The sequence below is a fragment of the Blautia sp. AF19-1 genome, assembly GCF_003479155.1.
Lineage (GTDB): Bacteria > Bacillota > Clostridia > Lachnospirales > Lachnospiraceae > Fusicatenibacter > Fusicatenibacter saccharivorans.
The window spans coordinates 101,402-126,742 of the sequence record NZ_QUGQ01000001.1; the positions used below are offsets into that span (position 1 = coordinate 101,402).

The 25,341-nt window shown below is 47.8% G+C and carries 17 protein-coding genes and 2 tRNA genes; 1 reads left to right on the forward strand and 18 read right to left on the reverse strand.

All coding sequences use genetic code 11. The annotated features are described in order from the left end of the window. Positions 1-2 precede the first annotated feature (2 nt). From ppdK to DWX26_RS00550, 18 genes are all read right to left on the reverse strand, one after another. Positions 3-2,633: a pyruvate, phosphate dikinase gene (gene ppdK / locus DWX26_RS00465; RefSeq protein ID WP_055219388.1), complete on the reverse strand. Its 2,631-nt coding sequence runs from the start codon at positions 2,631-2,633 to the stop codon at positions 3-5. Between the two features lie 354 nt (positions 2,634-2,987). Further along, a complete protein-coding gene (locus tag DWX26_RS00470; protein WP_118595187.1) occupies positions 2,988-3,899 on the reverse strand; it encodes an undecaprenyl-diphosphate phosphatase in 912 nt (303 codons plus the stop codon). 202 nt (positions 3,900-4,101) lie between these two features. Then, the gene (gene carB / locus DWX26_RS00475) at positions 4,102-7,308 is read right to left on the reverse strand and encodes a carbamoyl-phosphate synthase large subunit (protein ID WP_022462958.1); all 3,207 of its coding nucleotides are present in this window, start codon (positions 7,306-7,308) and stop codon (positions 4,102-4,104) included. Next, positions 7,308-8,381 (reverse strand): carbamoyl phosphate synthase small subunit, encoded by a 1,074-nt coding sequence (locus DWX26_RS00480; protein ID WP_055219571.1) that lies wholly within the window; start codon positions 8,379-8,381, stop codon positions 7,308-7,310. The genes carB and DWX26_RS00480 overlap by 1 nt, the downstream gene beginning before the upstream one ends. 301 nt (positions 8,382-8,682) lie before the next feature. Further along, positions 8,683-8,766, reverse strand: a tRNA-Leu gene (locus DWX26_RS00485). A 260-nt stretch (positions 8,767-9,026) separates the two neighbouring features. After that, positions 9,027-9,110 (reverse strand) — tRNA-Leu (locus tag DWX26_RS00490). A 162-nt stretch (positions 9,111-9,272) separates the two neighbouring features. Next, entirely contained in the window at positions 9,273-9,731 is a 459-nt protein-coding gene (locus tag DWX26_RS00495; protein WP_055265361.1) for a signal peptidase II, read from the reverse strand. Further along, a complete protein-coding gene (locus DWX26_RS00500; RefSeq protein ID WP_055265359.1) occupies positions 9,728-10,231 on the reverse strand; it encodes a zinc-ribbon domain-containing protein in 504 nt (167 codons plus the stop codon). Before DWX26_RS00500 ends, DWX26_RS00495 begins: the two co-directional genes overlap by 4 nt. Before the next feature lie 80 nt (positions 10,232-10,311). Further along, positions 10,312-11,748 carry an ATP-dependent Clp protease ATP-binding subunit ClpX gene (clpX, locus tag DWX26_RS00505; protein WP_118600514.1) on the reverse strand — a complete coding sequence of 479 codons (1,437 nt, stop codon included), beginning with the start codon at positions 11,746-11,748 and terminating at the stop codon, positions 10,312-10,314. A 225-nt stretch (positions 11,749-11,973) separates the two neighbouring features. Beyond that, complete coding sequence (locus tag DWX26_RS00510; RefSeq protein ID WP_118600516.1) at positions 11,974-13,695, reverse strand: S1C family serine protease; 1,722 nt, start codon at positions 13,693-13,695, stop codon at positions 11,974-11,976. Between the two features lie 145 nt (positions 13,696-13,840). Continuing rightward, entirely contained in the window at positions 13,841-15,667 is a 1,827-nt protein-coding gene (glmS, locus tag DWX26_RS00515) for a glutamine--fructose-6-phosphate transaminase (isomerizing) (protein WP_022462964.1), read from the reverse strand. Positions 15,668-15,840: 173 nt separating this feature from the next. After that, positions 15,841-16,794 carry a glycosyltransferase family 2 protein gene (locus DWX26_RS00520; protein WP_055219399.1) on the reverse strand — a complete coding sequence of 318 codons (954 nt, stop codon included), beginning with the start codon at positions 16,792-16,794 and terminating at the stop codon, positions 15,841-15,843. A gap of 21 nt (positions 16,795-16,815) precedes the next feature. Then, on the reverse strand, positions 16,816-18,012 hold the full coding sequence (locus DWX26_RS00525) for an LCP family protein (protein ID WP_118600518.1): 1,197 nt from the start codon (positions 18,010-18,012) through the stop codon (positions 16,816-16,818). Between the two features lie 18 nt (positions 18,013-18,030). Further along, on the reverse strand, positions 18,031-19,440 hold the full coding sequence (locus DWX26_RS00530; protein ID WP_055219401.1) for an undecaprenyl-phosphate glucose phosphotransferase: 1,410 nt from the start codon (positions 19,438-19,440) through the stop codon (positions 18,031-18,033). A gap of 150 nt (positions 19,441-19,590) precedes the next feature. Next, complete coding sequence (locus DWX26_RS00535; RefSeq protein ID WP_118600520.1) at positions 19,591-20,565, reverse strand: glycosyltransferase family 2 protein; 975 nt, start codon at positions 20,563-20,565, stop codon at positions 19,591-19,593. Further along, positions 20,553-22,388: a glycosyltransferase family 2 protein gene (locus DWX26_RS00540; RefSeq protein ID WP_118600522.1), complete on the reverse strand. Its 1,836-nt coding sequence runs from the start codon at positions 22,386-22,388 to the stop codon at positions 20,553-20,555. The genes DWX26_RS00535 and DWX26_RS00540 overlap by 13 nt, the downstream gene beginning before the upstream one ends. Positions 22,389-22,583: 195 nt before the next feature. Further along, a complete protein-coding gene (locus DWX26_RS00545) occupies positions 22,584-23,150 on the reverse strand; it encodes an IS630 family transposase (RefSeq protein ID WP_158580574.1) in 567 nt (188 codons plus the stop codon). Then, positions 23,077-23,514: an IS630 transposase-related protein gene (locus DWX26_RS00550; RefSeq protein WP_179973064.1), complete on the reverse strand. Its 438-nt coding sequence runs from the start codon at positions 23,512-23,514 to the stop codon at positions 23,077-23,079. The genes DWX26_RS00545 and DWX26_RS00550 overlap by 74 nt, the downstream gene beginning before the upstream one ends. Positions 23,515-23,967: 453 nt before the next feature. Between DWX26_RS00550 and DWX26_RS00555 the strand changes: the two genes are divergently transcribed. Continuing rightward, complete coding sequence (locus DWX26_RS00555) at positions 23,968-25,275, forward strand: D-alanyl-D-alanine carboxypeptidase family protein (protein WP_118600526.1); 1,308 nt, start codon at positions 23,968-23,970, stop codon at positions 25,273-25,275. Positions 25,276-25,341: the final 66 nt, after the last annotated feature.

The following is a 25,341-nucleotide window of genomic DNA, read 5'->3' on the forward strand; positions in this document are numbered from 1 at the left end:
AATTAAGCGTTCTTCTGAGCGATAGCTGCCTGAGCTGCTGCCAGACGGGCGATCGGCACACGGAACGGTGAGCAGGAAACATAGTCCAGACCCAGTTTGTTGCAGAACTCTACGGAGCTCGGATCTCCACCGTGCTCACCGCAGATACCTACGTGCAGAGAAGAGTTAACCGGTCTTCCAAGATCGATAGCCATCTTCATCAGCTTGCCAACGCCGTCCTGATCGAGTTTTGCGAATGGATCGTTCTCGAAGATCTTAGCGTCATAGTAAGCGTTCAGGAATTTACCAGCATCGTCACGGGAGAATCCGTAAGTCATCTGAGTAAGGTCGTTGGTTCCGAAGCAGAAGAAGTCTGCCTCTTTTGCGATCTCATCTGCAGTCAGAGCTGCTCTCGGGATCTCGATCATGGTACCAACTTCGTATTCAAGGTCGCTGCCTGCTGCTGCGATTTCAGCGTCAGCGGTCTCTACTACGAATTTCTTAACGTATTTCAGCTCTTTGATATCGCCAACAAGCGGGATCATGATTTCCGGTTTTACATTCCAATCCGGATGAGCTTTCTTCACGTTGATAGCTGCGCGGATAACTGCGCTTGTCTGCATCTTAGCGATTTCCGGATAAGTTACAGCAAGACGGCATCCACGATGACCCATCATCGGGTTGAACTCGTGCAGACTAGCGATGATTGCTTTAATCTGCTCAACAGTTTTGCCCTGAGCGTCAGCCAGTTTCTTGATGTCCTCTTCCTCAGTCGGAACGAACTCATGAAGCGGCGGATCCAGGAAACGGATGGTAACCGGGTTGCCTTCCAGAGCTTCATACAGCTTCTCGAAGTCTCCCTGCTGCTCCGGAAGGATCTTAGCAAGTGCTGCTTCTCTCTCTTCTACGGTCTCAGCACAGATCATCTCACGGAATGCATCGATTCTGTTGCCTTCGAAGAACATATGCTCTGTACGGCAAAGACCAATACCTTCTGCGCCAAGCTCACGAGCTTTTTTAGCGTCTGCCGGAGTATCAGCGTTTGTACGAACTTTCATGGTTCTGTATTTATCTGCCCAGCCCATGATTCTTCCGAACTCGCCAGCGATGGTAGCGTCTACGGTCGGGATCAGTCCGTCATAGATGCATCCTGTAGAACCATCCAGAGAGATGCAGTCTCCCTCGTGGAACTCTTTGCCAGCCAGTGTGAATTTCTTGTTTGCCTCGTCCATTACGATATCACCGCAACCGGATACACAGCAGGTTCCCATACCACGGGCAACTACAGCTGCGTGAGAGGTCATACCACCACGAACAGTCAGGATACCCTGTGCAGATTTCATACCTGTGATATCTTCTGGGGATGTCTCAAGACGAACCAGAACAACTTTTTCTCCTCTTTCAGCCCATGCAACAGCGTCATCAGCTGTGAAGACGATTTTACCGCAAGCAGCTCCCGGAGATGCTCCCAGTGCTTTTGCCATTGGAGTAGCCTCTTTCAGTGCTTTTGCATCGAACTGCGGATGAAGCAGAGAGTCAAGGTTACGAGGATCGATCATTGCAACTGCCTCTTCCTCTGTTCTCATTCCCTCATCTACAAGGTCGCAGGCGATTTTCAGAGCAGCTTTTGCTGTTCTCTTACCGTTACGTGTCTGCAGCATGTACAGTTTACCGTGCTCAACAGTGAACTCCATGTCCTGCATATCTCTGTAATGTGTCTCCAGAGTTTTGCAAACATCTTTGAACTGTTTGAAAGCTTCCGGGAATTTTTCTTCCATCTCGGAAATGTGCATAGGTGTACGAACACCGGCAACTACGTCCTCGCCCTGTGCGTTGGTAAGGAACTCACCGAACAGTCCGTTCTCTCCTGTAGCAGGGTCACGAGTGAAGGCAACACCTGTACCACAGTCATCTCCCATGTTTCCGAATGCCATCATCTGTACGTTAACAGCGGTACCCCAGGAATACGGGATGTCGTTGTCACGACGATAAACGTTTGCTCTCGGGTTGTCCCAGGAACGGAATACGGCTTTTACAGCCTCCATCAGCTGTACCTTAGGATCGGTCGGGAAATCCTCACCGATTTTAGCTTTGTACTCAGCTTTGAACTGCTCAGCCAGTTTTTTGAGGTCATCTGCGTCAAGATCTACGTCCTGTTTTACGCCTTTCTCCTCTTTCATCTTGTCGATCAGCTCTTCGAAGTATTTTTTACCAACTTCCATAACTACGTCAGAGAACATCTGAATGAATCTTCTGTAGCAGTCCCAAGCCCAACGTGGGTTGCCGGAAGCCTGTGACAGAGTTTCAACAACCTCTTCGTTCAGACCAAGGTTCAGGATGGTATCCATCATACCTGGCATGGAAGCTCTTGCTCCGGAACGTACAGAAACGAGCAGCGGATTCTTAGCGTCTCCGAATTTCTTTCCTGTGATTCCTTCCATTTTATCGATTGCTTCCATGATCTGACCCATGATCTCGTCGTTGATCTGTCTGCCATCCTCATAGTACTGTGTACAAGCCTCGGTTGTTACCGTGAATCCCTGTGGTACAGGAAGTCCCAGGTTTGTCATCTCAGCCAGGTTTGCGCCTTTTCCACCGAGAAGGTTACGCATGTCTGCATTACCTTCAGTGAACATGTAAACCCATTTTGCCATTGTTACTTTTCCTCCTACTTGTAATTTTGATAGGTTATAGTAAAGTATTTCCAGATTGCCCTGGATGATACGTTCACCCTATACTGATTGCACCGAAAATAAAGATATCCTCGGGGCGCACACATTTATTTTACCATAAGAATATCTTTAGTCAATAAAAATATGGCAAATTTTCGGTATTTTTTTTAATTTCTGGTTCTGCGTCCCTCTTGTGTCCTATTATATCAGCTTTTGGTTACTTTTTACAGGGTTTTTTGTAATTTTTGCGTAAAAAAAGAAGTATCGCACAATTTTTTTCATTTTACGATACTTCTTCTTCTATTTTTCCTGGTAAATTTTCGGAATTGTTCGATTTTATGATTTCAGAATTACGGTTTTGATTACGAAATACAGCAGCACAATCACACCGAGTACGATACGGTACCAGCCGAAGGCTTTGAAATCGTGCTTCTTGATGTACTGCATCAGGAATTTGATGGCAAAAATCGATACCGCAAATGCCACCAGCATGCCGACGATCATGATCGCCACCTCAACACCGGTAAAGGCAAAGCCGTGTTTTACCAGTTTTAAAAGGCTCGCGCCGAACATAACCGGAACGGCAAGGAAAAACGTGTACTCCGATGCCAGCTCTCTCGAGCATCCCAGCAGGATACCGCCGATGATGGTTGCTCCCGAACGGGAAGTTCCCGGTACGATGGAAAGGAGCTGGAAAACACCGATATACAGCGCATTTTTCCAGGTAATCTCTTTGATTTTTGTTGCAGACAGTGTTCTCGTCTTGTTGTAATTCTCAATGATGATGAAGAGGACACCATAGATGATCAGCATCAGTGCTACGATCACGTAATTCATCAGATGGGCCTCGATCCAGTCGTTGAATGCCAGTCCGATCACGGCTGCCGGCAGACACGATACGACGATCTTGAACCACATGATAATTTTGTCCAGATAACAGTAATTGTCTACAAAGTTCTGCATACCTGCAAAGACCTTGTTGTCGCTTGGATTGGCAAAATAGCTCTTGCTTTTCGCTTTGCTTTTGCCATGAAACGGCCAGAGATCCCAGAAATAGATGACGACAACCGCAAGGATTGCACCGAGCTGGATAACAACTTCAAAAACATTCTTGAAATCAGCTGTCACATTCAGCTTAATAAACTCATCTACCAGAATCATGTGGCCGGTGCTGCTGATCGGAAGCCACTCGGTAATGCCCTCTACGATACCCAGCAGGATAACCTTTAACCACTCAATGATGTTCATACGATATGTACCTTTCTCTTTTTGAATTGGATGCCCTTTTCTGGCATTCTATTAAAAATCTATCATACTTATGCTAAAAACACAAGCGCGTCACGTTTTCTTTTTTGTAAAATCCATTCAAACCCACATTCGGCCAAAAAAGCTCTCTGCCGCTTTGTTTCTGCAGCAGAGAGCTTTTCTTTGCTTTATGCTTCTATCATGCTTATCTCTTGTCGATCGTTGCGATATCGATCAGGGTCAGCTTCTTCACATCTGTATTTTCCAGACTGGTTACGAGTGCGGTTGCGGTATCCAGAGAGGTCAGTACGTTGACACCTGTCTCGATCGCGTTCCGGCGGATGACGAATCCGTCTTTGGAGTGCTCAACACCCTGGGACGGAGTATCGATGACGAGGTCGATCTTGTGGCCGAGGATCAGGTCCATCAGGTTCGGGGACGGCTGCTCGATCTTGTTGGTGCGGATCGCATTGACGCCGTTCTCGTTCAGGGCTTTCGCGGTATTTCTCGTCGCATAGATCTTGTAGCCGAGAGCCTGGAATCTCTGTGCGATCGGAACGATATCCTCTTTATCCTCATCCTTTACGGTGATGATCATGTTTTTGTATTTCGGCAGGTTGATTCCGGCGCCGAGGAATGCTTTGTAAAGAGCCTCGTTGAAGGTCTTTGCAATACCAAGGCACTCACCGGTGGATTTCATCTCCGGTCCAAGGGCGATATCTGCGCCGCGGATCTTCTCGAAGGAGAATACCGGCATCTTGATGGCAATGTAATCTGCCTCTCTCTGCAGACCCGGCTCGTAGCCAAGCTCGCGGATCGTGTGGCCGAGGATGACTTTCGTTGCCAGCGGCACGATCGGGATTCCGGTTACCTTGCTGATGTACGGCACGGTACGAGAAGAACGCGGGTTGACCTCGATGACGTAAACATCCTCACCGCATACGATGAACTGGATGTTGATCATACCGATGACATGCAGGGATCTTGCCAGACGTTTCGTATACTCTACGATGGTGTCTTTTGCATGCTGGCTGATGCTCTGTGCCGGATAAACGGAGATACTGTCTCCGGAGTGAACGCCGGCGCGCTCGATGTGCTCCATGATACCAGGAATCAGGATATCGGTGCCGTCGCAGACTGCATCAACCTCGATCTCCTTGCCCTGCAGATATTTATCAACCAGGATCGGATGCTCCTGTGCGATCCGGTTGATGATGCCGATAAATTCATCGACGTCCTCATCGCTGATGGCGATCTGCATACCCTGTCCTCCAAGGACGTAGGACGGGCGGACGAGTACCGGATAGCCGAGCTCATTGGCTGCTTTTTTCGCCTCTTCTGCGGTGAATACGGTGTGTCCCTTCGGACGCGGGATTTCACACTGCTCCAGGATCTCATCGAACAGCTCACGGTCCTCTGCGGCATCTACGTTCTCTGCAGATGTTCCAAGGATCGGCACACCCATTTTCAGGAGTGCTTCGGTCAGCTTGATCGCGGTCTGGCCGCCGAACTGTACAACGGCTCCGTCCGGATGCTCGATGTTGACGATATTTTCTACATCTTCCGGTGTCAGCGGCTCGAAATACAGTTTATCTGCGATATCGAAGTCGGTGCTGACGGTCTCCGGGTTGTTGTTGATGATGATGGTCTCATAGCCCTCTTTCTTGAATGCCCAGGTACAATGTACGGAGCAGAAGTCAAACTCGATACCCTGTCCGATACGGATCGGGCCGGAACCAAGGACGAGGACTTTCTTTCTGTCGTTTGTCTCGACAGCTTCGTTTTCGCCGCCGTATACGGAATAGTAATACGGTGTGGTTGCTGCGAACTCAGCGGCACAGGTATCTACCATCTTGTAAGCTGCGGTGATATCATACTGTTTTCTTAACGCTTTTACTTCTTCTTCGGTCTTTCCTGCCAGTTTTGCCACCAGGTAATCCGGGAACTCAAGGCGTTTTGCTTCGCGCAGCAGATCCTCATCCAGCTCTTTGGCCTGTAATGCCTGCTCCATCTCAACGAGGATAGCCAGCTTATCGATGAACCATACATCGATTTTGGTGATCTCGTGGATCTCGTCGTAGGAGATGCCCTGACGGATCGCCTCTGCGATTCTCCAGATTCTCATATCGTCTACGATGTGAAGCTCTTCGATCAGCTCGTCTTTGGACAGGTGGCTGAAGTCATAGGACATCAGGGAATCTACGTGCTGTTCCAGGGAACGGATGGCTTTCATCAGCGCGCCCTCGAAGTTGTTGCAGATACTCATAACCTCACCGGTTGCCTTCATCTGTGTGGTCAGGGTACGTTTTGCACTGATAAACTTATCGAACGGCAGACGCGGGATTTTTACAACACAGTAATCCAGCATCGGCTCGAAGCTTGCGTAGGTTTTTCCGGTAATGGCGTTCGGGATCTCATCCAGAGTGTAGCCAAGTGCGATCTTTGCAGCAACCTTTGCAATCGGATAACCGGTCGCTTTGGAAGCCAGTGCGGAAGAACGGCTGACACGCGGATTTACCTCGATAACACAGTACTCGAAGCTGTCCGGATTCAACGCATACTGTACGTTGCATCCGCCGGTGATGCCGAGCTCGGTGATGATGTTGAGTGCGGAAGTACGCAGCATCTGATACTCTTTATCTCCCAGGGTCTGGGACGGTGCTACGACAATACTGTCTCCGGTGTGAACGCCGACCGGGTCGATGTTCTCCATGTTGCAGACGGTGATGCAGTTTCCTACGCTGTCCCGCATTACCTCGTACTCGATCTCTTTCCATCCGGCGATACATCTTTCAACGAGTACTTCGCCGACACGGGAAAGACGGAGTCCGTTCGAGAGGATCTCGATCAGCTCTTCTTCGTTGTAAGCGATACCGCCGCCGCTTCCGCCGAGGGTGTAAGCCGGACGCAGTACAACCGGATAACCGATCTTGTTGGTGAAATCGATACCAGCCTGTACATCATGGACAACCAGGGATGCCGCTACCGGCTCGCCGATTTTTTCCATGGTATCTTTGAATTCCTGACGGTCCTCTGCTTTTTTGATGGTCTGTGCTGTGGTACCGATCAGGCGTACGTTGTTTTCTTTTAAGAAGCCTTTTTCTTCGAGTTCCATCGCAAGGTTCAGTCCTGCCTGGCCTCCCAGAGTCGGAAGAACGCTGTCCGGTTTTTCCTTCTGGATGAGCTGCTCTACCACTTCTACGGTCAGCGGCTCGATGTAAACGCGGTCTGCGATGTCTTTATCGGTCATGATGGTTGCCGGGTTGGAGTTCAGAAGAACAACTTCCATTCCCTCTTCTTTCAGGGAACGGCACGCCTGTGTTCCTGCGTAGTCGAACTCTGCTGCCTGTCCGATGACGATCGGACCGGAACCGATAACCAGAACTTTTTTAATATTCGGATTCTTTGGCATTATTTGTTACCTCCCATCATCTCAAGGAATCGATCAAACAGGTATCCGGAATCCTGCGGGCCAGGGCATGCCTCCGGATGGAACTGTACGGTAAAGATGTTTTTGCCGACGTATTTGAGTCCCTCGTTGGTGCCGTCGTTGACGTTCACAAAGGCCGGAACTGCCACATTCGGATCCAGGGTATCGGTATCTACGACGTAGCCGTGGTTCTGGGAAGAAATGTAAACTCTTCCGGTTGCCAGGTCCTTGACCGGGTGGTTTCCGCCGCGGTGGCCGTATTTCATCTTGTGGGTATCTGCGCCGGTAGCCAGTGCCATCAGCTGATGTCCAAGACAGATTGCAAAGATCGGTACATTGGAATCGTACAGTTTTTTAATCTCTTTGATAATGGATACGCATTCTTTCGGATCTCCAGGGCCGTTGGACAGCATGATTCCGTCCGGATTTGCGGCGAGGATCTCTTCTGCTGTAGTAAGCGCCGGATAAATGGTCACTTCGCATCCGCGCTCATTTAAGGAACGTGCGATGTTGTTCTTTGCGCCAAGATCCAGAAGTGCAACTTTAAAGCCTTCTCCTTTTAAAACTGATTTTTCAGAGCAGGTTACCTTTTCTACAACTTTTCCGGTATTATACGCTTTTAATTTTGGAATAATTTCATCGAGGTGATAATTTTCGTTGGTCGTGATCATACCGTTCATGGTACCTTTTTCACGAAGAATTTTGGTGAGAGCACGAGTATCGATTCCGGCGATTCCGGGAATATCGAACTTTTTCAGGAAATTCTGAATGGTGTCCTGGCAACGGAAGTTGCTGGGGAGACGGGATAATTCTCTTACAATATAGCCATCCGGCCAGGGTCTTAAGGACTCCTGATCATCATAACAAATTCCATAGTTTCCAATAAGAGGATACGTCATACATACTGCCTGTCCCGCATAGGATGGGTCAGTCAGCACTTCGAGATATCCAGTCATGGATGTATTAAATACGATTTCACTGATCACTTCTTTTTGTGAACCAATGCTGGTTCCGGTAAAGACATGCCCGTCTTCTAAGATTAGAAAAGCTTTCATCATTCCACCGTTTTCCTTTCTTTTTCGTTCGGTTTTGAGTTTGTATGAAATATGCATCTCATACTTTAATCTTTCAGATTCTATCACAACCAGGGAAACATTTCAACTATTTTTGTCGAATTACGGAAATTTCTTTTCTGGAATACTTTTGAAGTGTGTATTGGGCATAAAATGTCCTGTCGGAATTATTTTCTTTTCTGGAAAAATAAAAATACCCTGACGGAAAGTTTTCACACTTCCCATCAGGGCAATCCGAATTGGTCCACCGGACCAATTCTTGATACGCAAAGCAAAAAAATAATGCAGGAGATGGGACTTGAACCCACACGATCTTGCGACCACAGGCACCTGAAGCCTGCGCGTCTGCCAATTCCGCCACTCCTGCATTTCTTAGTTGTCTTAGCGGTTGTCCGCTTGACAAGATAGATAATAACAGCTTTCTAAAGAAAAGTCAACACTTTTTTTGAAAAATTTTTAATTTTTTTGATTTTATGAAAAATATGGATAATAGCGATAATTTTAAACAATTTTACACTATCTGAGATTCGTCTGTTTTTCTTTCCCCGTCTGCACATCTTCTCCGCACAGAAATAAAAAGACCCTGCCGGGAAGTTTCTGCATCATTCCAGGTAGGGTAAAAAATAATGCAGGAGATGGGACTTGAACCCACACGATCTTGCGACCACAGGCACCTGAAGCCTGCGCGTCTGCCAATTCCGCCACTCCTGCATTTCTTGTCTTGCGGCTCTCATGTGCCGTTCAACAAAACATATATTACCAGATGATTCCGAATCTGTCAACAGCTTTTTTCAAATTTTTTCAAAAAATTTCAAATTTTCTTTTTTGCCCCGAAAAGCCCGCCATCCGCAGGGCTTTTCGGGAGATCCTGCATCACCTGGACTCCCGGCAGGAAATTGCCGTCAGCAGCGCAATTCCGAAGAAAATACAGAAATCAGAAACATTGAACACAAGTCTGCGGAACTTCTCCGGTCCAAACCGGAAGCTGACATAGTCGGTCACGTAACCTCTCTTATGCCGGTCATACCAGTTCGACATGCCGCCGCCAATCGTAAGCGCAAGCCCAAGCTTCTTCGCCTTACACTTACGTCTGCCCGCCAGCGCTCCGAGACGCGCCCACAGTCCGGACAGCAAAAAGAAGGTGAGAATTTCCACCTTCTTCGTGCTGTCCGCGAAGCCGCCGCCCGCTACGCCGCGGTTATGACATTTCCGCAGGACAATATGTCCTTTACAGACCGGGATCTGCTCATTTTCCTTTAACTCCTCTTCTGCCTTCTTTTTCAGGCATCCGTCTGCAAGGAAAACCGCTCCCGGCAGCAGGGTCCAGATCATTCCTCTTCCGGTACCTCTGCTTCTTTTTCAGGCTCTTCTTCCGGCTCTTCTTCCGGCGCTGCCGCTTCGGTTTCTTCTGCTTTTTCTTCCGGTTCTACGTGTACAAACTCGGCATCCTCCGGCTCTTCTTCCTTCTCCGGCATAGCAGCACCGCAGCGCATGCAGAAAGCTGCATCTTTCGGAACACTTGCGCCGCAGGCCGGGCATACGATGCGGCCTCTCTTGTTTGCCACGTCTTCCCTGCAGTCTGCAATCTCTTTTTCCAGATCGGTGATATCTTTGCAGATGCCGGCAAGATTCTCGTCGAATGCTTCGCCGTTCAGATAGCGGTTGTAGATGATCTGTCCGATATCCTGGTAATTCTTCTCAATCTGATCCTCAAGCGCATGCTGACGGGTGCGGATCTTCTGAATTTCTACGAATTCATCTGTTTTCTTTCCCACAGTATCCACTGTTTTTTTCAGTGTTTTACTTAAATTTCCAAAAAAATCCTCTGCCATAGTTAAAACCCTCTCTTTCTTATCTCTTATTTCAAGAAAACGCCAGTTTCACGTCTGCTCCGCTGTGTTTTCCAGTTACCTTATTTCTGCTCTAACTTTGGAACTTCCTGACCGCGCAGGAGAATCGTCGGCCCGCCGGTCTTTTCAATATAGTCTTTTGTGATGATAACCTCTCCGATGCTGCTGTCCTTTGGAATCTCATACATGATATCCAGCATGAAATCCTCGATGATCGAACGGAGTGCTCTCGCACCGGTATCTTTTTCCAGCGCTTTTCTTGCAATAGAGCGAAGTGCATCATCATCAAATTCCAGTTTCACCTCGTCGAGTTCGAGCAGTCTCTTATACTGCTTCAGGATCGCATTTTTCGGTTCTTTTAAGATCTCGACCAGCATATCCTCATTGAGACTCTCCAGCGTAAATACGATCGGCAGACGGCCAAGGAACTCCGGCACCATACCGAAAGTCCGAAGGTCTTCTAAGGTCACCTGTGACAGCAGGTTCTTATCCCCATCATACTTGTCCTTCAGATCCGCCTGGAAGCCAATGGAAGCTGTCTTGTTCAGACGCTCCTTGATGATGTCCGTCAGATCCGGGAAGGCACCGCCGCAGATAAAGAGAATGTTTCTGGTATTGACGGTCTCGAGCGGAACCATCGCATTTTTGCTGTTGGCTCCCACCGGAACTTCGATATCGCTGCCCTCGAGGAGCTTCAGCATTCCCTGCTGTACGGCTTCTCCGCTGACGTCTCTCTGGTTTGTATTTTTCTTTTTCGCAATCTTGTCGATCTCGTCAATGAAGATGATACCGTGCTCCGCGCGCTCCACATCGTTGTCTGCGGCCGCTAAAAGCTTAGATACCACGCTTTCAATATCATCACCGATATAACCCGCTTCGGTAAGGGATGTGGCGTCCGTGATGGCAAGCGGCACATCTAAGAGGCGTGCCAGTGTCTGCACCAGATACGTTTTTCCGGAACCGGTCGGTCCGATCATCAGCATGTTGGATTTTTCGATCTCGATATTTCCGTCCTGCGGTGCAAAGACACGTTTGTAATGGTTGTAAACGGCAACCGACATGACTTTCTTTGCACGGTCCTGGCCGATGACGTATTCGTCAAGCATCGCCTTGATCCGGTGCGGCGGCGGAATGTCCTTGATGGAAAATTCTTTTGTTTTCTTCTTTTCTTCTTTTTTCTTTACCCGCTGCCGGTTCGGGATCTGGTTGGAAAGCCCGGAGAGATCGAGCATGCCGATATTCGGCATGTTGTTCATATTATTCATCATCTCATTGATCTGGCCCGGGTTCTGGTTCATGGCATCAAAGCTCTTCTGCATGCAGTCCGGGCAGATATTGATGTTTCCCGGAAGGGTAATCATCTTTCCGGCTTTGCTCTCCGGTCTGCGGCACATGAAGCAGACTTTTTCATAGGTATCTTCTGTATGATGGTCAGAGCTTTTTGTTTCCGCCTTCGTTTCGTCCGCGGTACCGTCCACTCTGTCTTTCTCTTCTGACATGATTTTTCAAATTCCTTTCTGTAATAGATCGCTTGGTCTAGCTTGATTATAGCCCAAAAGCCATAGGGTCACAAGTAAAAACTTTCTTAAAAATTACCAACTTTTTTAAGAATTTTACAAATTCAAAAAATTATATCAAAAAATGCAGAAAAAGGCGGACAGCCAGGCGTTCATATTCCTGTGCTGTCCGTCTTTTTTCTCTTAGGAAATAGTTATTTCGAGTTTTTATCTGTTGCCAAACGGATTCTGAATACCCTGGTCATTCTGATCGGAGCTTCCGGTTCCATCGTTTGTGGTTCCGTTGCTGCTTCCGCTCGTCTGCGGCATATCTGCTGCAGAGCCAAGGGTCAACGTCAGTGTTACTTCTTTGTACTCACCGTTGTCCGCACGCTGTACGGTGACATCTACGGTCTCGCCTGCCGCATAATAGGTCAGTGTCTCTTTTAAGCCTTTGGCGTTCGAGATGCTTCTTCCATCAAACGTGGTGATAACATCGCCTTTCTTGAAGCCCGCATCGGCTGCCGGGCTGCCGTCCACAACGCTCATGATGCAGACACCGGTCGGAATACCGTAGTTCTGGGAAACATCTGCGCTGACATCCGCCATGTTGATTCCGATATAAGCGGCCTTATCATCGCTGACTTTGTATCTTGTTGTCAGGTTCATCAGGTTCTGCAGAATCGGCTCCGCTTTCGAAATCGGGATCGCAAAGCCCATGCCCTCGACCTGTGTGGAGCTGTATTTTGCTTCGTTAATGCCGATCAGCTCACCGTTCATGTTCAGAAGGGCGCCGCCGCTGTTTCCAGGGTTGATGGCTGCATCGGTCTGGATCAGTCCCTCAGAAGTAATCGTCTCGCCGGTACTCTCATCCTGACTGGAGATCGTACGGTCTTTTGCACTGATATATCCGCTCGTCAGGGACTGGCCGGTTCCCAGTGCATTTCCGATTGCCACAACCTGATCACCGACCTCAAGGTCATCGGAATTTCCCATCACGGCAATTTTGATCTGGCTCTTTGTCTCGTCCTTGATGTCGGAAAGTTTTACTGCAACAACAGCAAGGTCATTGTCCGCATCGGTACCTTTGATCTGGCCTTCTACCGTCTCATCGTCGATAAAGCTGACGGAAAGAGACGTTGCACCGCTGACAACGTGGTTGTTTGTCGCAATCAGGAGCTCATCGTCGTTCTGTCCGACAATAACTCCGGTTCCGCTTGCAGGAACTTCCTGGCTTGTGGTTCCGAAGAATGTCTCAACTTCTTCCACCGTTGTCGTAGAAATTGCTACCAGAGACGGCATCGCACTCGATGCAACATCTTTCACGGACATCTCGCCGGTTGCTTTTACGGTATCGGAGGTATCACTGCTGTCTGCTGCCGTTGTTGTGGTGGTCGTCGGAATTGTAACTTCCTGCTTCTGCTCTGTTGCTGTACCGATCACTTTCGTACCGACTGCTGCAGTCCCAATGAAAACACCGCCTGCCACGAGTCCGAAGCACGCTGCCATGGCAAGTGTCATGCCCCATTTTTTTGCGGCTGACATTGGTTTTTTCGCTTTCTTTTTGTGATCCTGCGGCTGCGGAACGGCAGAAAACTGTGGTTTTTCCTGCTTCGGAGCACTCTGTGTCTGTGACTGGTACTGATAATGTTCTGTCTTTGCAGAAGATGTCCGCTCTGCCTTTGCCTCCGACGGGTCCGGTTCTCCGGTGTAGGAAGCGCTGTTATTCTCCTCGCCGGTCTTTCCGCTGATTTTCGGATTCACCCAGCTGTAGGTTGTCGTTTTCTTTTCTTCCGCCTTCGGCGCTTCTGCGGTTTCCTGCGGTTTTTCCGTCTCTGCTGCACTCTGCTCTGCTGTCGTTTCTGCTTTTACTTCTTCTGTATGCTCTGCAGCTTTGGTTTTCTCTGCTGCCTCACCATTTATTTCTTCTTTTTTGAATTCTTCACTCATGGCTGATCCCTCTTTCTCTTTTCTATCTCAGGCACCAATACACAGTGCTCTTATTTCTTTCTTCATTTTCTACTGCCTATTGTACGTTAGAATTGTGTTGAAACTGTGATAATTTTGAAAAAAGAGGAATTTTATGCTGCGGTTTTTATTCTACCGTAACCGATTTCGCCAAGTTTCTCGGTTTATCCACATCGAGGCCTCTGCCGATCGATACGTAGTAGCCAAAGAGCTGCAGCGGAATGATCGCCAGGGAGTTTGCAAAAATCGGATTTGTCTCCGGCAGGTAAACTACGTAGTCGGCTACTTTTTCCACTTCTGTATTGCCAACGGTCGTTACCGCCATGACAAACGCGCCTCGTGTCTTCACTTCCTGAATATTGCTGATCGTTTTCTTGTAGAGCTCCGGCTGGGTCAGCACGGCTACGACAAGGCGTCCGTCCTCAATCAGGGAAATGGTTCCGTGTTTCAGCTCACCGGCTGCATACGCCTCGGAGTGGATGTAGGAAATCTCTTTCAGCTTCAGGGAGCCCTCCATCGAGATTGCATAGTCGATGCCGCGTCCGATGAAAAAGACGTGTTCTGCCGCAAGATAACGGTTGGCAAAACGCTGTACGTTCTCCTTATGGGACAGCAGCAGGGAAATCTGCTCCGGCAGGCGCTCAAGGCTCTGGATCATCGCATCGAAGTCATTCTGCGAAACGGTTCCGCGTACTTTGGCAAACTTCATCGCCAGAAGGTACTGCGCGATAAGCTGTGTGCTGTACGCTTTCGTTGTCGCAACAGCGATCTCCGGACCGGCCCAGGTGTACATGACATTGTCTGCCTCTCTTGCAATCGAACTTCCAACTACGTTTACGATGCCAAGGGTACGCACGCCCTTTTCTTTTGCAAGGCGGAGAGCCGCGAGGGTATCGGCCGTCTCACCCGACTGGCTGACGATGACCACGAGCGTATTTTCCGGCAGAATCGGATCACGGTAGCGGAATTCGCTTGCCAGATCTACCTCAACCGGGATTCTTGCCAGCTTTTCGAAGATGTATTTTGAGGTTACACCGGTGTGGTATGCGGAACCGCAGGCAACGATAAAGATTTTGCGGATCGCGCGGATCTCCTCATCAGTCATGCCGAGTTCTTCGATCACAACATCACCGTTCTTAATACGCGGCGTCAGGGTATCTTTTACGGCTTTTGGCTGCTCATGCATCTCTTTCAGCATGAAATGCTCATAGCCGCCTTTTTCTGCCGCATTCATATCCCAGTCGATGTGGGTTGCCTCTTTCTCCAGCTCCTCCTCGTCAATATTGTAGAAGTGAAGGCCATCGCGGGTCAGTTTCACGATCTCCTCATTTTCCAGAAAATAGACATCTCTTGTATATTTCAGGACAGCCGGAACGTCGGATGCAATCAGGTTTCCGCTCTTACTTGTACCAACGATCAGCGGACTGTCTTTACGGACCGCATACACCTCATCCGGATAGTCGCGGAACAGGATACCCAGTGCATACGATCCCTCCATGCGGTGCATAACCTTTGTGATCGTTGCAAGCGGATCGCCGTTATAATAGTAATCCAGCATATGGGCAATCACCTCGGTATCTGTCTCCGAAAGGAACTCATATCCTTTGGACATCAGTTTTTTCTTTAATTTCAGATAATTCTCAATAATTCCATTGTGTACAACGACAATCGAGTGGTCTTTATTGAAATGCGGATGTGCATTCAGATCGGAAGGTGCCCCATGCGTTGCCCATCTCGTATGTCCGATTCCTACGGTACCCGGAAGTGTCGCTCCATTTTGTGTCATTTCCTCAAGCACCTTCAGACGGCCCATTGCTTTCTGCATCTGAATTTTGTTTCCATCGTATACAGCAATTCCGGCCGAATCGTATCCGCGGTACTCCAGCTTTGACAATCCGTCCAGCAGCACCGGGGCAGCCTGGCAGGTTCCAATATATCCAACAATTCCACACATAGATTTTTTCCTCCTAACAGCAAAAGGCGGCACCCTTGTTCTGTTTTCAGGTTATGCCGCCTTCTAATTTCTTGTTCTTTACTTTTTTACCACGCTGCTCCGTTCTCTGTCAACCTTATGGAGCATTTCGTATTTACTTACAAAATCTTTTTATTTTTGTTTTTTACTTTCACTTATCTTCTATTTCGTTTTTTTCTTATCTTTCCGTGATATTCCCACCACGTTTTGTTTGAGGTACACCAGCGGATCACACCGTCCGGAAGGCTTTTGTATCGTTTTCCGAGGAAGTATCCCACATATTTGAATCCGCTTTGAAAAAATAACGTGACGAGCAGCCACGGCTTATGAATTTTGCAGACGTAGGATGCCGATTTTTTCACCATACGGATTCCCTCACCCTCAGACGGATACGCATCAAAGATCTCCGGATGCTGTGCCTGGGATACACCGAGGTCGAAATTGCGGTGAAGCTGTGCCAGACAACCGTAATTGTGGGAATGTACCACCTTCGCATCTGCCGCATAGGCAATCGCATAGCCCGCCTGCACAAGATGCCCGGCATAGATCATATCTTCGTTAAACAAGGTGCTTTCTACAAATCCACCCAGCTCTTCATATGTCCTGCGGTCATACATTGCACAGACATTGGAGCAGAAAAAAGTCTTAACACCAAGTTTTGGCAGATCACCGGCATCCTTGATATCACTCTCCTCCGGATAGTTAAAGCCTCTCGTAAACCGTTCCAGTGTACGGCAGTCATCCCGCGGAAGCTGCCGCGCATAGGCCGCCTTCACATGCGGCAGTGAAAATTTTTCCACCAGATGTTCCACGCACGCATTGTCGTACGGCATGGCATCCTGGGTCATAAAAAGCAAAAGATCCGCATCCGAACTTTCTGCCATCGCCCTTCTCGTTCCGCCGTGGTCAAATTCGCTTGGCCGGATATGCTCTACCATAATTTTATCCGATAACTGCTCCCACGCCGGGTTCCAGAACTTTTTCCCTGTGTTTACAACCCGGATCGACCGGATCGGGTAAGTCTGTTCCAAAAGGCGGGGCAGAAGCTCTGCGAACTCCTGCCCTGGTTTATACGTTGGTATCATAACATCAACGGTATAGAATTTCATGTCTGGTTTTCTCCCTCGTATTTAGTCGCCTGCGATCACCGAATCTGCCTCTGCACCAGGCCCCTGGTTCAGCACATAGCCGATCATATCTTCATCGTAACCGCTCTTTCTTGCAATGTAGTCGCTGTACTCTGTAACAGCCGCAGACGGTTCATACGAAAGACCCGGATACAGATATTCATGCAGCTCTCTTACATTGAACTCCAGCGTAACCGGAATTACAACATCCTCACCAATGGCATTCACTACATTTTCACCATAGCAGAGCTGGAACGGATAGGCATAGGAGGTTCCCATCGTATACGTTACCGCATGCATACCAAGTTCCAGGATTTCATTCTTGGTAAGACTGGTGCTGACATTTCCCATCACCTTGTCCAGAATTTCCGGAATCTTGGTCGGATTCTGTTTCAGCTTCTGTACCATAAGATTGATAACAATTCGCTGACGGCTGGTACGTTTTGCATCATCACCGCCGCCATAACGGATCCGCGCATAGGAGGTAGCAAGCGCACCGCTGACATGACGTACTTCGCTGTAATCATCCCCAAGGTCCTCATCATACGGAATAGCTTCATACTCTACGCCCTGTGCTTCCGATACCTCTCTGTTGTAGTTGTTTGCATGAACACACTCTGCATTTGTCATCTCGATGTCGAGACCGCCCAGGACATCAATCGCATCGGCGAGTGCCTTGAAGTTTACGGTAACGTAATCGGTCAGTGCAAAGTCAAGGTTTGTATTCAGCATGGAGAGCATACTCTCCGGGCCGCCGCGGTTGTATGCGGAATTGGCTTTGTCAAACTCATAATATTCATCGGTATATTTCGCCATATTCATCCAGGTGTCACGCATAATCGACACCATACGGATTTCCTGCTTGTCATGATCAATACAACAGAGAATAATCGTGTCACTGTTCATGCTTTCTGCCAGCTCGGAGCCTTCCACACCTCTGGCATCCACGCCGACCAGCGCGATGACCTGTGTACCGGACATCTGTGAGAGATCGGTATTTGCCTTTACTTCACTGTTGATCTGAATCTGGGAGCTGTCCAGCGTATCCTGATTCATCTTATCCATCGAACGGTTGATCCATGCGTAGACGAACAGAATTCCGGAAAGAATCAGCAGAACGGTGATTTCAATTCCGAAAATTATTTTTCTGCGGCGCATTTTTTTGTATTTTCTGCTCTTTTTGTAATTCTTCTTCGACATCTCTTTTCCCCTTATCTTTTAGTAAGCGTTTTTATTCACAAATCCTTTGAAAAAGGTCAGGAACAGAATTTTAAAATCAAGTCCCAGCGTCCAGTTTTCAATATAATACAGATCACAGTCAATACGCTTGCGGATAGAAGTATCCCCCCGGTATCCATTCACCTGCGCCCATCCCGTAAGACCGGGACGAACCTGATGTTTTACCATATAACGCGGGATCTCCTCCCGGAATTTTTCCACAAAGAAAGGTCGCTCCGGCCTCGGTCCGACCAGGCTCATATCTCCTTTTAAGATGTTAAAGAGCTGTGGAAGCTCATCAATGCTGGTATGGCGCATGAATTTTCCAAATCCCGTCACACGCGGGTCATTCTTCACGGTCCATGCCTTCTTTTCTTTCTCCTCCGTCTGAACTTCCATCGAACGGAACTTGTACATTTCAAACGGTTTGTTGTGCAGTCCGACGCGTGTCTGACGGTAGATCAGCGGACCCGGTGAGGTCAGCTTGATCATGATGCAGGAAAACAGCATCACCGGTGAGAACAGAATGATCGCCACGAGCGCGCCGAAAATATCCACAATCCGTTTCAGCATCGCGTTGAACGTGTTGGAAAGCGGCACATAGCGGATATTGACGACAGGAAGTCCCTGCAGGTCTTCTGTGTACGGCTTTGTCGGAATGATGTTGTGGTAATCCGGCACAAACTGGGTATGTACGCCGGATTTTTCACACATGGCAACGATCTCCTCCAGGCGGAAGTATTCGTTCAGGCCAAGGGTAATGGCAATTTCATCCAGTTTGTTTTCCGGCAGAATGACTGAAAGATTGTTGATTCTTCCAAGAACCTTGATACCGCGGTACATCGTTCCCGCTTTGACATGGTCATCAAGGATTCCGCGGACGAGATAGCCCCACTCCGGGTTTGCAATGATCCGGTCAATGTATTCCTCGGTCGCACGGCTGTAGCCGACCATCAGAATCTGCTTCTGGTTGCGGCCGTGTTTCCACATATTGCTTAAGATATAGTGGATCAGATTTCTTACGATCGTTTCCAGTGTCACATTCAGCACAAAGAAGATGCAGAGCATACCACGGGAAAAGTGAACCTGGCGCACCATGTAAAGGCTGGCCAGCCAGACCAGAAATCCAACCGTATTCGCTTTTAAGATATTGGCAAATTCCAGACGTCTTCCCTGAAAACGCTTGGATGCATAGAGATTGAATGCATAGTAAAGCAGCAGATAGCCGGGCACGATATAGAGCAGTGCCATCATATACGTCGCCGGCGGCAGAATTCCCCTCTCCGGATGATTATTCATAACGCCCAGCCGCACATAGCAGTACCAGGACAGTACATAGGAAAGTGCGAGCACCAGGGCATCGATCAGAACGTGCATCCGGTCAAAATATTTCTGATTATCGTTGATCAAATTCGTTCACCTTATCTGTTTTTTTCGGGATTTAAAAATTCCCTACCCCTAACTATACAATAAGTTCCAAAAAAGAGCAATCATATTTTTCTAACATTCTTCTTATTTCCGTAAACTTTTTAACTTTTTCGTAATCTTTTGAAAGAATCCTTATGCCCTCTCCAGAAATCTCCGGAACACATTGATAAAAAGCTCCCATTCGATGACAAAATACGTACCGAGGCGCTTCCACTCGAAACGGATCTTTTTTGCTCTGTTTTCCGGCTTCCGGCAGATGAAAAAACCATTCTTGATTCCTGCCAGATATTCTTTTCCGTATCCTTTCGATGCAAAAAAGACCAGTTTTGCCGAAAAACCGAGGATAAAGGCCGGCAGGTTAAGTAAAATCTGTAAAACCGGCATATTTTTATAGATCAGATAAATATTGTTCCTGGAAGAATAACGGATTTTAAAGAGGTTATACCGGGAGCCGCTCGTTCCGCTTCCGACGTGGTAAACCTTCGCGGACGGCTCATACCAGTTCTCGTAGCCCAAAAGCCGCGCACGATAGCCGATGTCGGTATCTTCCAGATAAGCGAAATGTTCTTCGTCAAAAAGTCCGGTCTTTTCCAGAAATTCCCGGCGGTAGATTGCTGCTCCGGCGCAGGCCGCAAAAATCCGGTCGGACGTTTCAAATTCACTGACCGGTTTTCCTTTTCCTCTTGCGAATGCCCATCCCAGCATATTATAGTAATTTCCCGCATCGTCGATTTTATCACGCTCCTGATAGGAAATCAGCTTTGCGCTGCATGCAAACGCATTCTTTCTTTTACAGATTCCCTCATAAAGGCGCTCGACAAAGTCCGGGAACACTTCGGTGTCGTTGTTTAAAAGGATCACATACGGCTCCTTCGACTGGCGGATGCCTTCGTTGACCGCACGGCTGAAGCCATAGTTATCATCGAGCTGGATGATTTTCGTCTCCGGGTAGTGTTCCCGCAGAAACGCACAGCTCTCATCCTGTGAACCATTGTCCACGAAATATGTGGTAAATTCCGTAAAGGTCTGCTTTGCAAGCGCTGCAAAGCACGTCTCCAGATACCGGTATCCATTATAATTTGGTATTACAACTGCTACTTTGTCCATGGTTTTACTCCCCTGCCGTCGGCACGCAGTCCATAGTTCCACGATGCCAGCGTTAAATTTGGATTGTAGCAGGGATCTCCTGCCTTTAACAGCCCAATCCAGCGGCTGCGCATAAATTCGATTTCCGACTGGAAGCGGCGCACCTTCTTCTCGTCATCCTCTGCTCCCCTGGATTTCGATTCATAATGGTACAACTCCACGTGCGGATTGTATACGATTTTATAACCTGCTTTTCCAATGCGCAGGCACAGATCAACATCATTGAAAGCGACGGACAGTTCTTCTTCAAAGCCGCCGACCTCCTCAAAGACCTCTTTTCTCATCATCATGCACGCTGCTGTCACCGCACTCACATTCATCTGGAGCGATGCCTTATGCAGGTAGCCGCTTCTTCCGCGCGCCAGTCCTAAAAAGGCGTGGCCCGCAATGCCGCCGATACCGATGATGATACCCGCATGCTGCACCGTGTTGTCCGGGTAATACAGCTTCGCGCCGACCGCCCCGATCTGCGGTCTTTGCAGATTGGACACCATTTTTTCCATAAAATCGGGTGTGATGATTTCCATATCGTTATTGAGAAACAGGAGATACTCTCCCTTTGCCTCTTTGACGCCGAAATTATTGATCGCAGAATAGTTAAAGCCCTGTTTTGGATACTTCAGGACACGGATGCCCTGTGCTTCGAGTTCTTTGTAATAGGAAAACGTTGCTTCCTCAGTGCTGTTGTTCTCAATAATCAGAATCTCATAGGATGGATACATGCACTTCTTCTTAATGGATTCCAGACAAGTGCGTAACGTATCGGCCTGATCCTTGTTCGGGATCAGAATCGAAACCAGAGGCGTTCCCCGCAGTTTATAATCTACATCGTAGAAGCCATAATCCGAACGCAGTGTGATGGTTCCCTCTTCGCCGCAGCGCGCAAGGTTTCCCTCAATTGCCTTTTTTCCGGCCTCATACGCGTACAGCTTGCTTGCCGGATTGTCTGCGGTGGAAGCGCTGTGGACCCTCCAGTGATATAAAACTCTCGGAATGTGTACAATTTTTCCCGCCATTTCCGTGCAGCGGAAGATATAATCATAATCCTGCGCCCCATTGTATTCCGGACGAAGGCCGCCGGTTTTCTCCGCAATCTCCCGCCGTACAACGAAGAAATGGCAGATATAATTGTTTGACCGCAGCAGATCCAGATTGAAATCCGGTTTGAAATGCGGCTGGAAATACTCGGACAGATCGGTCCGTACCTTGTCCTCATCGGTATAAAAAGCATCGATGGACGGATCTTTTTCCAGACGGATGGCAATTTCAAAGAGTGCATCCGGCGCAAGCAGATCGTCGTGATCCATAAAACCGACGAAATTTCCCGCTGCTGCGGCAAGCGCTGCATTTGTATTCTCTGCAATGCCGATATTTTCCGGAATCGGAACGTTCTTTACGCGCGGATCTTTTCCGGTATACTCTTTCAGGATGCGCGCCATCGTCTCATCCTCCGGGCTGGCATTTCCGATCACCAGTTCCCAGTTTTCATAACTCTGTTTTTCCAGGGATTCGATCATCTGACGCAGAAAAATTTCCGGCGTACGGTAAGCCGGAACAACAACGCTGATCTTCGGACAATAAGAAAATTTATGATTTTTCTGACGCGCCAGGTCCTCCTCTTTTGCGCAGTACTGCTCCCGCCACGGTCCGTACGGAACCTCCTCCGGCTCCATCCGCTCCGAAAGACGGATCAGGAATTCCTTTGGCCCATAATGTTTCAGGTAACGCAGTCCCTTCTGTATGTTGTAAGGTTTCAATTTCCGTATAAAACGGAGCCATTTCATATCTGACACTTTTTTTAACTCCTTGGGGTTTTTGTTTTTCAGGTTTTTTGTTTTTTCCGTATGAACTCGTTCGCATTATACTCTATTTTACTGCATTTTGCAAATCCCGACTGAAAATATTAAGAAATTATGTATTTCTTCCCTGTTCGATTTATGTTATAATCTCATCTTTGACTGTTGATTATAGCTATTCTCTTAATTAACGCAAATTCCAGATGCGTGGAACCACCCTTTGCAATCATTCGTGCTTATTGTTTCTAAGGCCGCTTTTACAGCCTCAGGTAGTTCAGCAGCAACACGGACTTTCCTCTTTCTGAGAAAGGATTTCATTTTTGACCACATTTTTTCAATAAGATTCAAATCTGGACTGTATGGTGGCAAATATAGATAGGAGATCCCCGCCTTGTCTAAAAGTTCCGTCACTATTTTGACATGATGAGAACGCATGTTATCCATGATTACAACATCGCCTTTCTCAAGGCTCGGTATCAATTGTTTTCCCATATATTCACGAAATCGCTGTGCAGTTGTTCCACCTTGGTACGTAGTATATACCAGACTGCCGTTAAGCCGGATGAATGACAAAACAATTGTTCCGGCAGGCGTGTTGATCGAGGTAGCATCCATGGCACGTTTTCCATGTACTGCATGTGCATAGTGTCTTGTGAGGTTTGTATTAATACCGCTTTCATCGAGATATATTTGATGTTCTGCATTTGCACCAGATATAGTTTCTATCCATTGACTGCGTTTTCTCTGCACATCGGGAACGCTCCTGTTCTTTTGCGTGCAAAGATTTTTTCTTATAAATATAACCTTGCTTTATCAGAAAACGCCTGACGGCTTCATCGCCTACAGGTAAATGAAGCGTTTCGACAATCTCCTTCATTGTGATATCCGGTTGTTCTTGCACAAGTTCCAGAATATCGTGGTGCTGTTTTTCTGTAAGAATTGTTTTCCGGTCTCTCAGCTGCGTTCTGGTCTCATAACTGCCAGTGCGTGCACGCTCTTCTATAAGGCGGTATACGGTGCTTTCATTTACTGAAAAATATTTTGCAATTTCCCTGGCATTATGAGTTTTATCCCAGGCCTCCAATACCAGTTTTCTAGCTTCATTGTGTAGCATACTATCGTCTCCTACACTATATTTTATCACCGCTGTAAAGGAGCTGCATTATTTAAGAGGTTTGCTATAGAAAGAATCGCTATAATAAGCTTCTGACAGGAGACTAAAGAAAATCTGTTCATGAGTTCTTCCTGTCAGCAATACCTGACCAGCGATTCTTGGCGCGATGTCAAGAGTGGCGTACGGTGAGATTAACTTTCTGATTTATGTGATTAAATTTTTGAAATTCGTGTCCAAAATATGTTGACTAGTGCAAACTCCCGTGAATTTGACCGCATTATACCCTATTTTAATGCAATTTGCAAATACCGACTGAAAATATTAAGAATTTATGTGTTTCTTCCCTGCTCGCTTTATGTTATAATAATAAAAGTGTGTCTAATACATTTTAGAGAGATCCGCTGCCCGGACAGTCTTATGCAGCTGTACCCGCTGGATCAGAAGGAGTGAGTTATGATTAGAAAGAATTCTGCAACCCGCACATTTTTATGCCTGTTGCTTGCTTTTGTTTTTGCCGCGTCCTGCCTCCCGCAGACGATTTTTGCCACAACCGATAAAAAAACAGTCACCACCTGGCCCGAAGGACCGGAAAACAATTCCGGCGCTGTCTGTTTACTCGATGCCGATACTGGGGCTGTTTTATACGATAAAAACATGGACGAGCAGCGCTATCCTGCCAGCATCACCAAGATTCTGACGGCTCTGCTGATCATTGAAAACAAGCAGATGACCGACACCGTTACCTTCGGCGAACATGCTGTCAGCGAATCCATTCCGGGAAATGCCCGCATCAACGTTCAGCTTGGCGAAACGATCACAGTGGAGGATGCTCTTCACGCGATTCTTCTTGCCTCGGCAAATGAGGTCTGCACACAGCTTGCCATCGACATTGCCGGAAGCGAGGAAGGTTTCGCCGCCATGATGAACGAACGCGCCGCTGCACTTGGTTGCACGAATACCCATTTTGTCAATGCAAACGGTCTGCCAGATCCGAACCACTACACCAGTGCACACGATATGGCACTCATTATGCAGGAGTGCATCAAAAACGAGACCTTCTGCCGCATCGAGTCCGATCTGACCTACACAATTCAGCCGACCAATATGACCTCGACACCGCGTGATCTTCAGAACCACCACGCATTGCTGTTCCAGGACGGTCAGTGGGGATACAAGGGTGCTTTCGCCGGAAAGACCGGTTATACCGATGAGGCACACAACACACTCGTTACCGCTGCCAAGCGAGGCAATATGACGCTGGTCTGCGTTGTTTTAACCTGTGATAACCTCGATTATATCAACGATACCCGTACCGTACTTGATTTCGGTTATGATAATTTTACACATTATACCCTGAAGAACGCAAAAAAGGAAAGTCTTTCCGGTGTGGTAACGCTTCCAAAGAATGCGAAAATTGAAACTGCAACCTACACCGATCCGGACGGCGCTTCCGTTGAGGAACCGTACACCCGCCAGTATTTTTTCGATGATCACTTCATCGGAACAGCCGAGGTTTCCGCTCCAGGTACTGTTTCCGACAGTTCTTCGGTTTCCTCCGATTCATCAGAAGAAACCGACAGCACAGATATTCCAACACCGGAAGAAACCAAGAAAATTTCTTTTCTCTCCACACTGCTCTATATTCTGCTTGGCCTGAACGGTGTCGCTTTTCTGATTCTGATCATTGTCGTGATCAACAACGCGAGAAAGAGACGGAAACGCAGAAACAGACGCCGCAATAACCGAAACAAACGGCACTGATCTTCTAATTTATAAGCAATCAGGACCTCCCGTCCAACGGGTGATCCTGATTCAAGAGTTCGACGG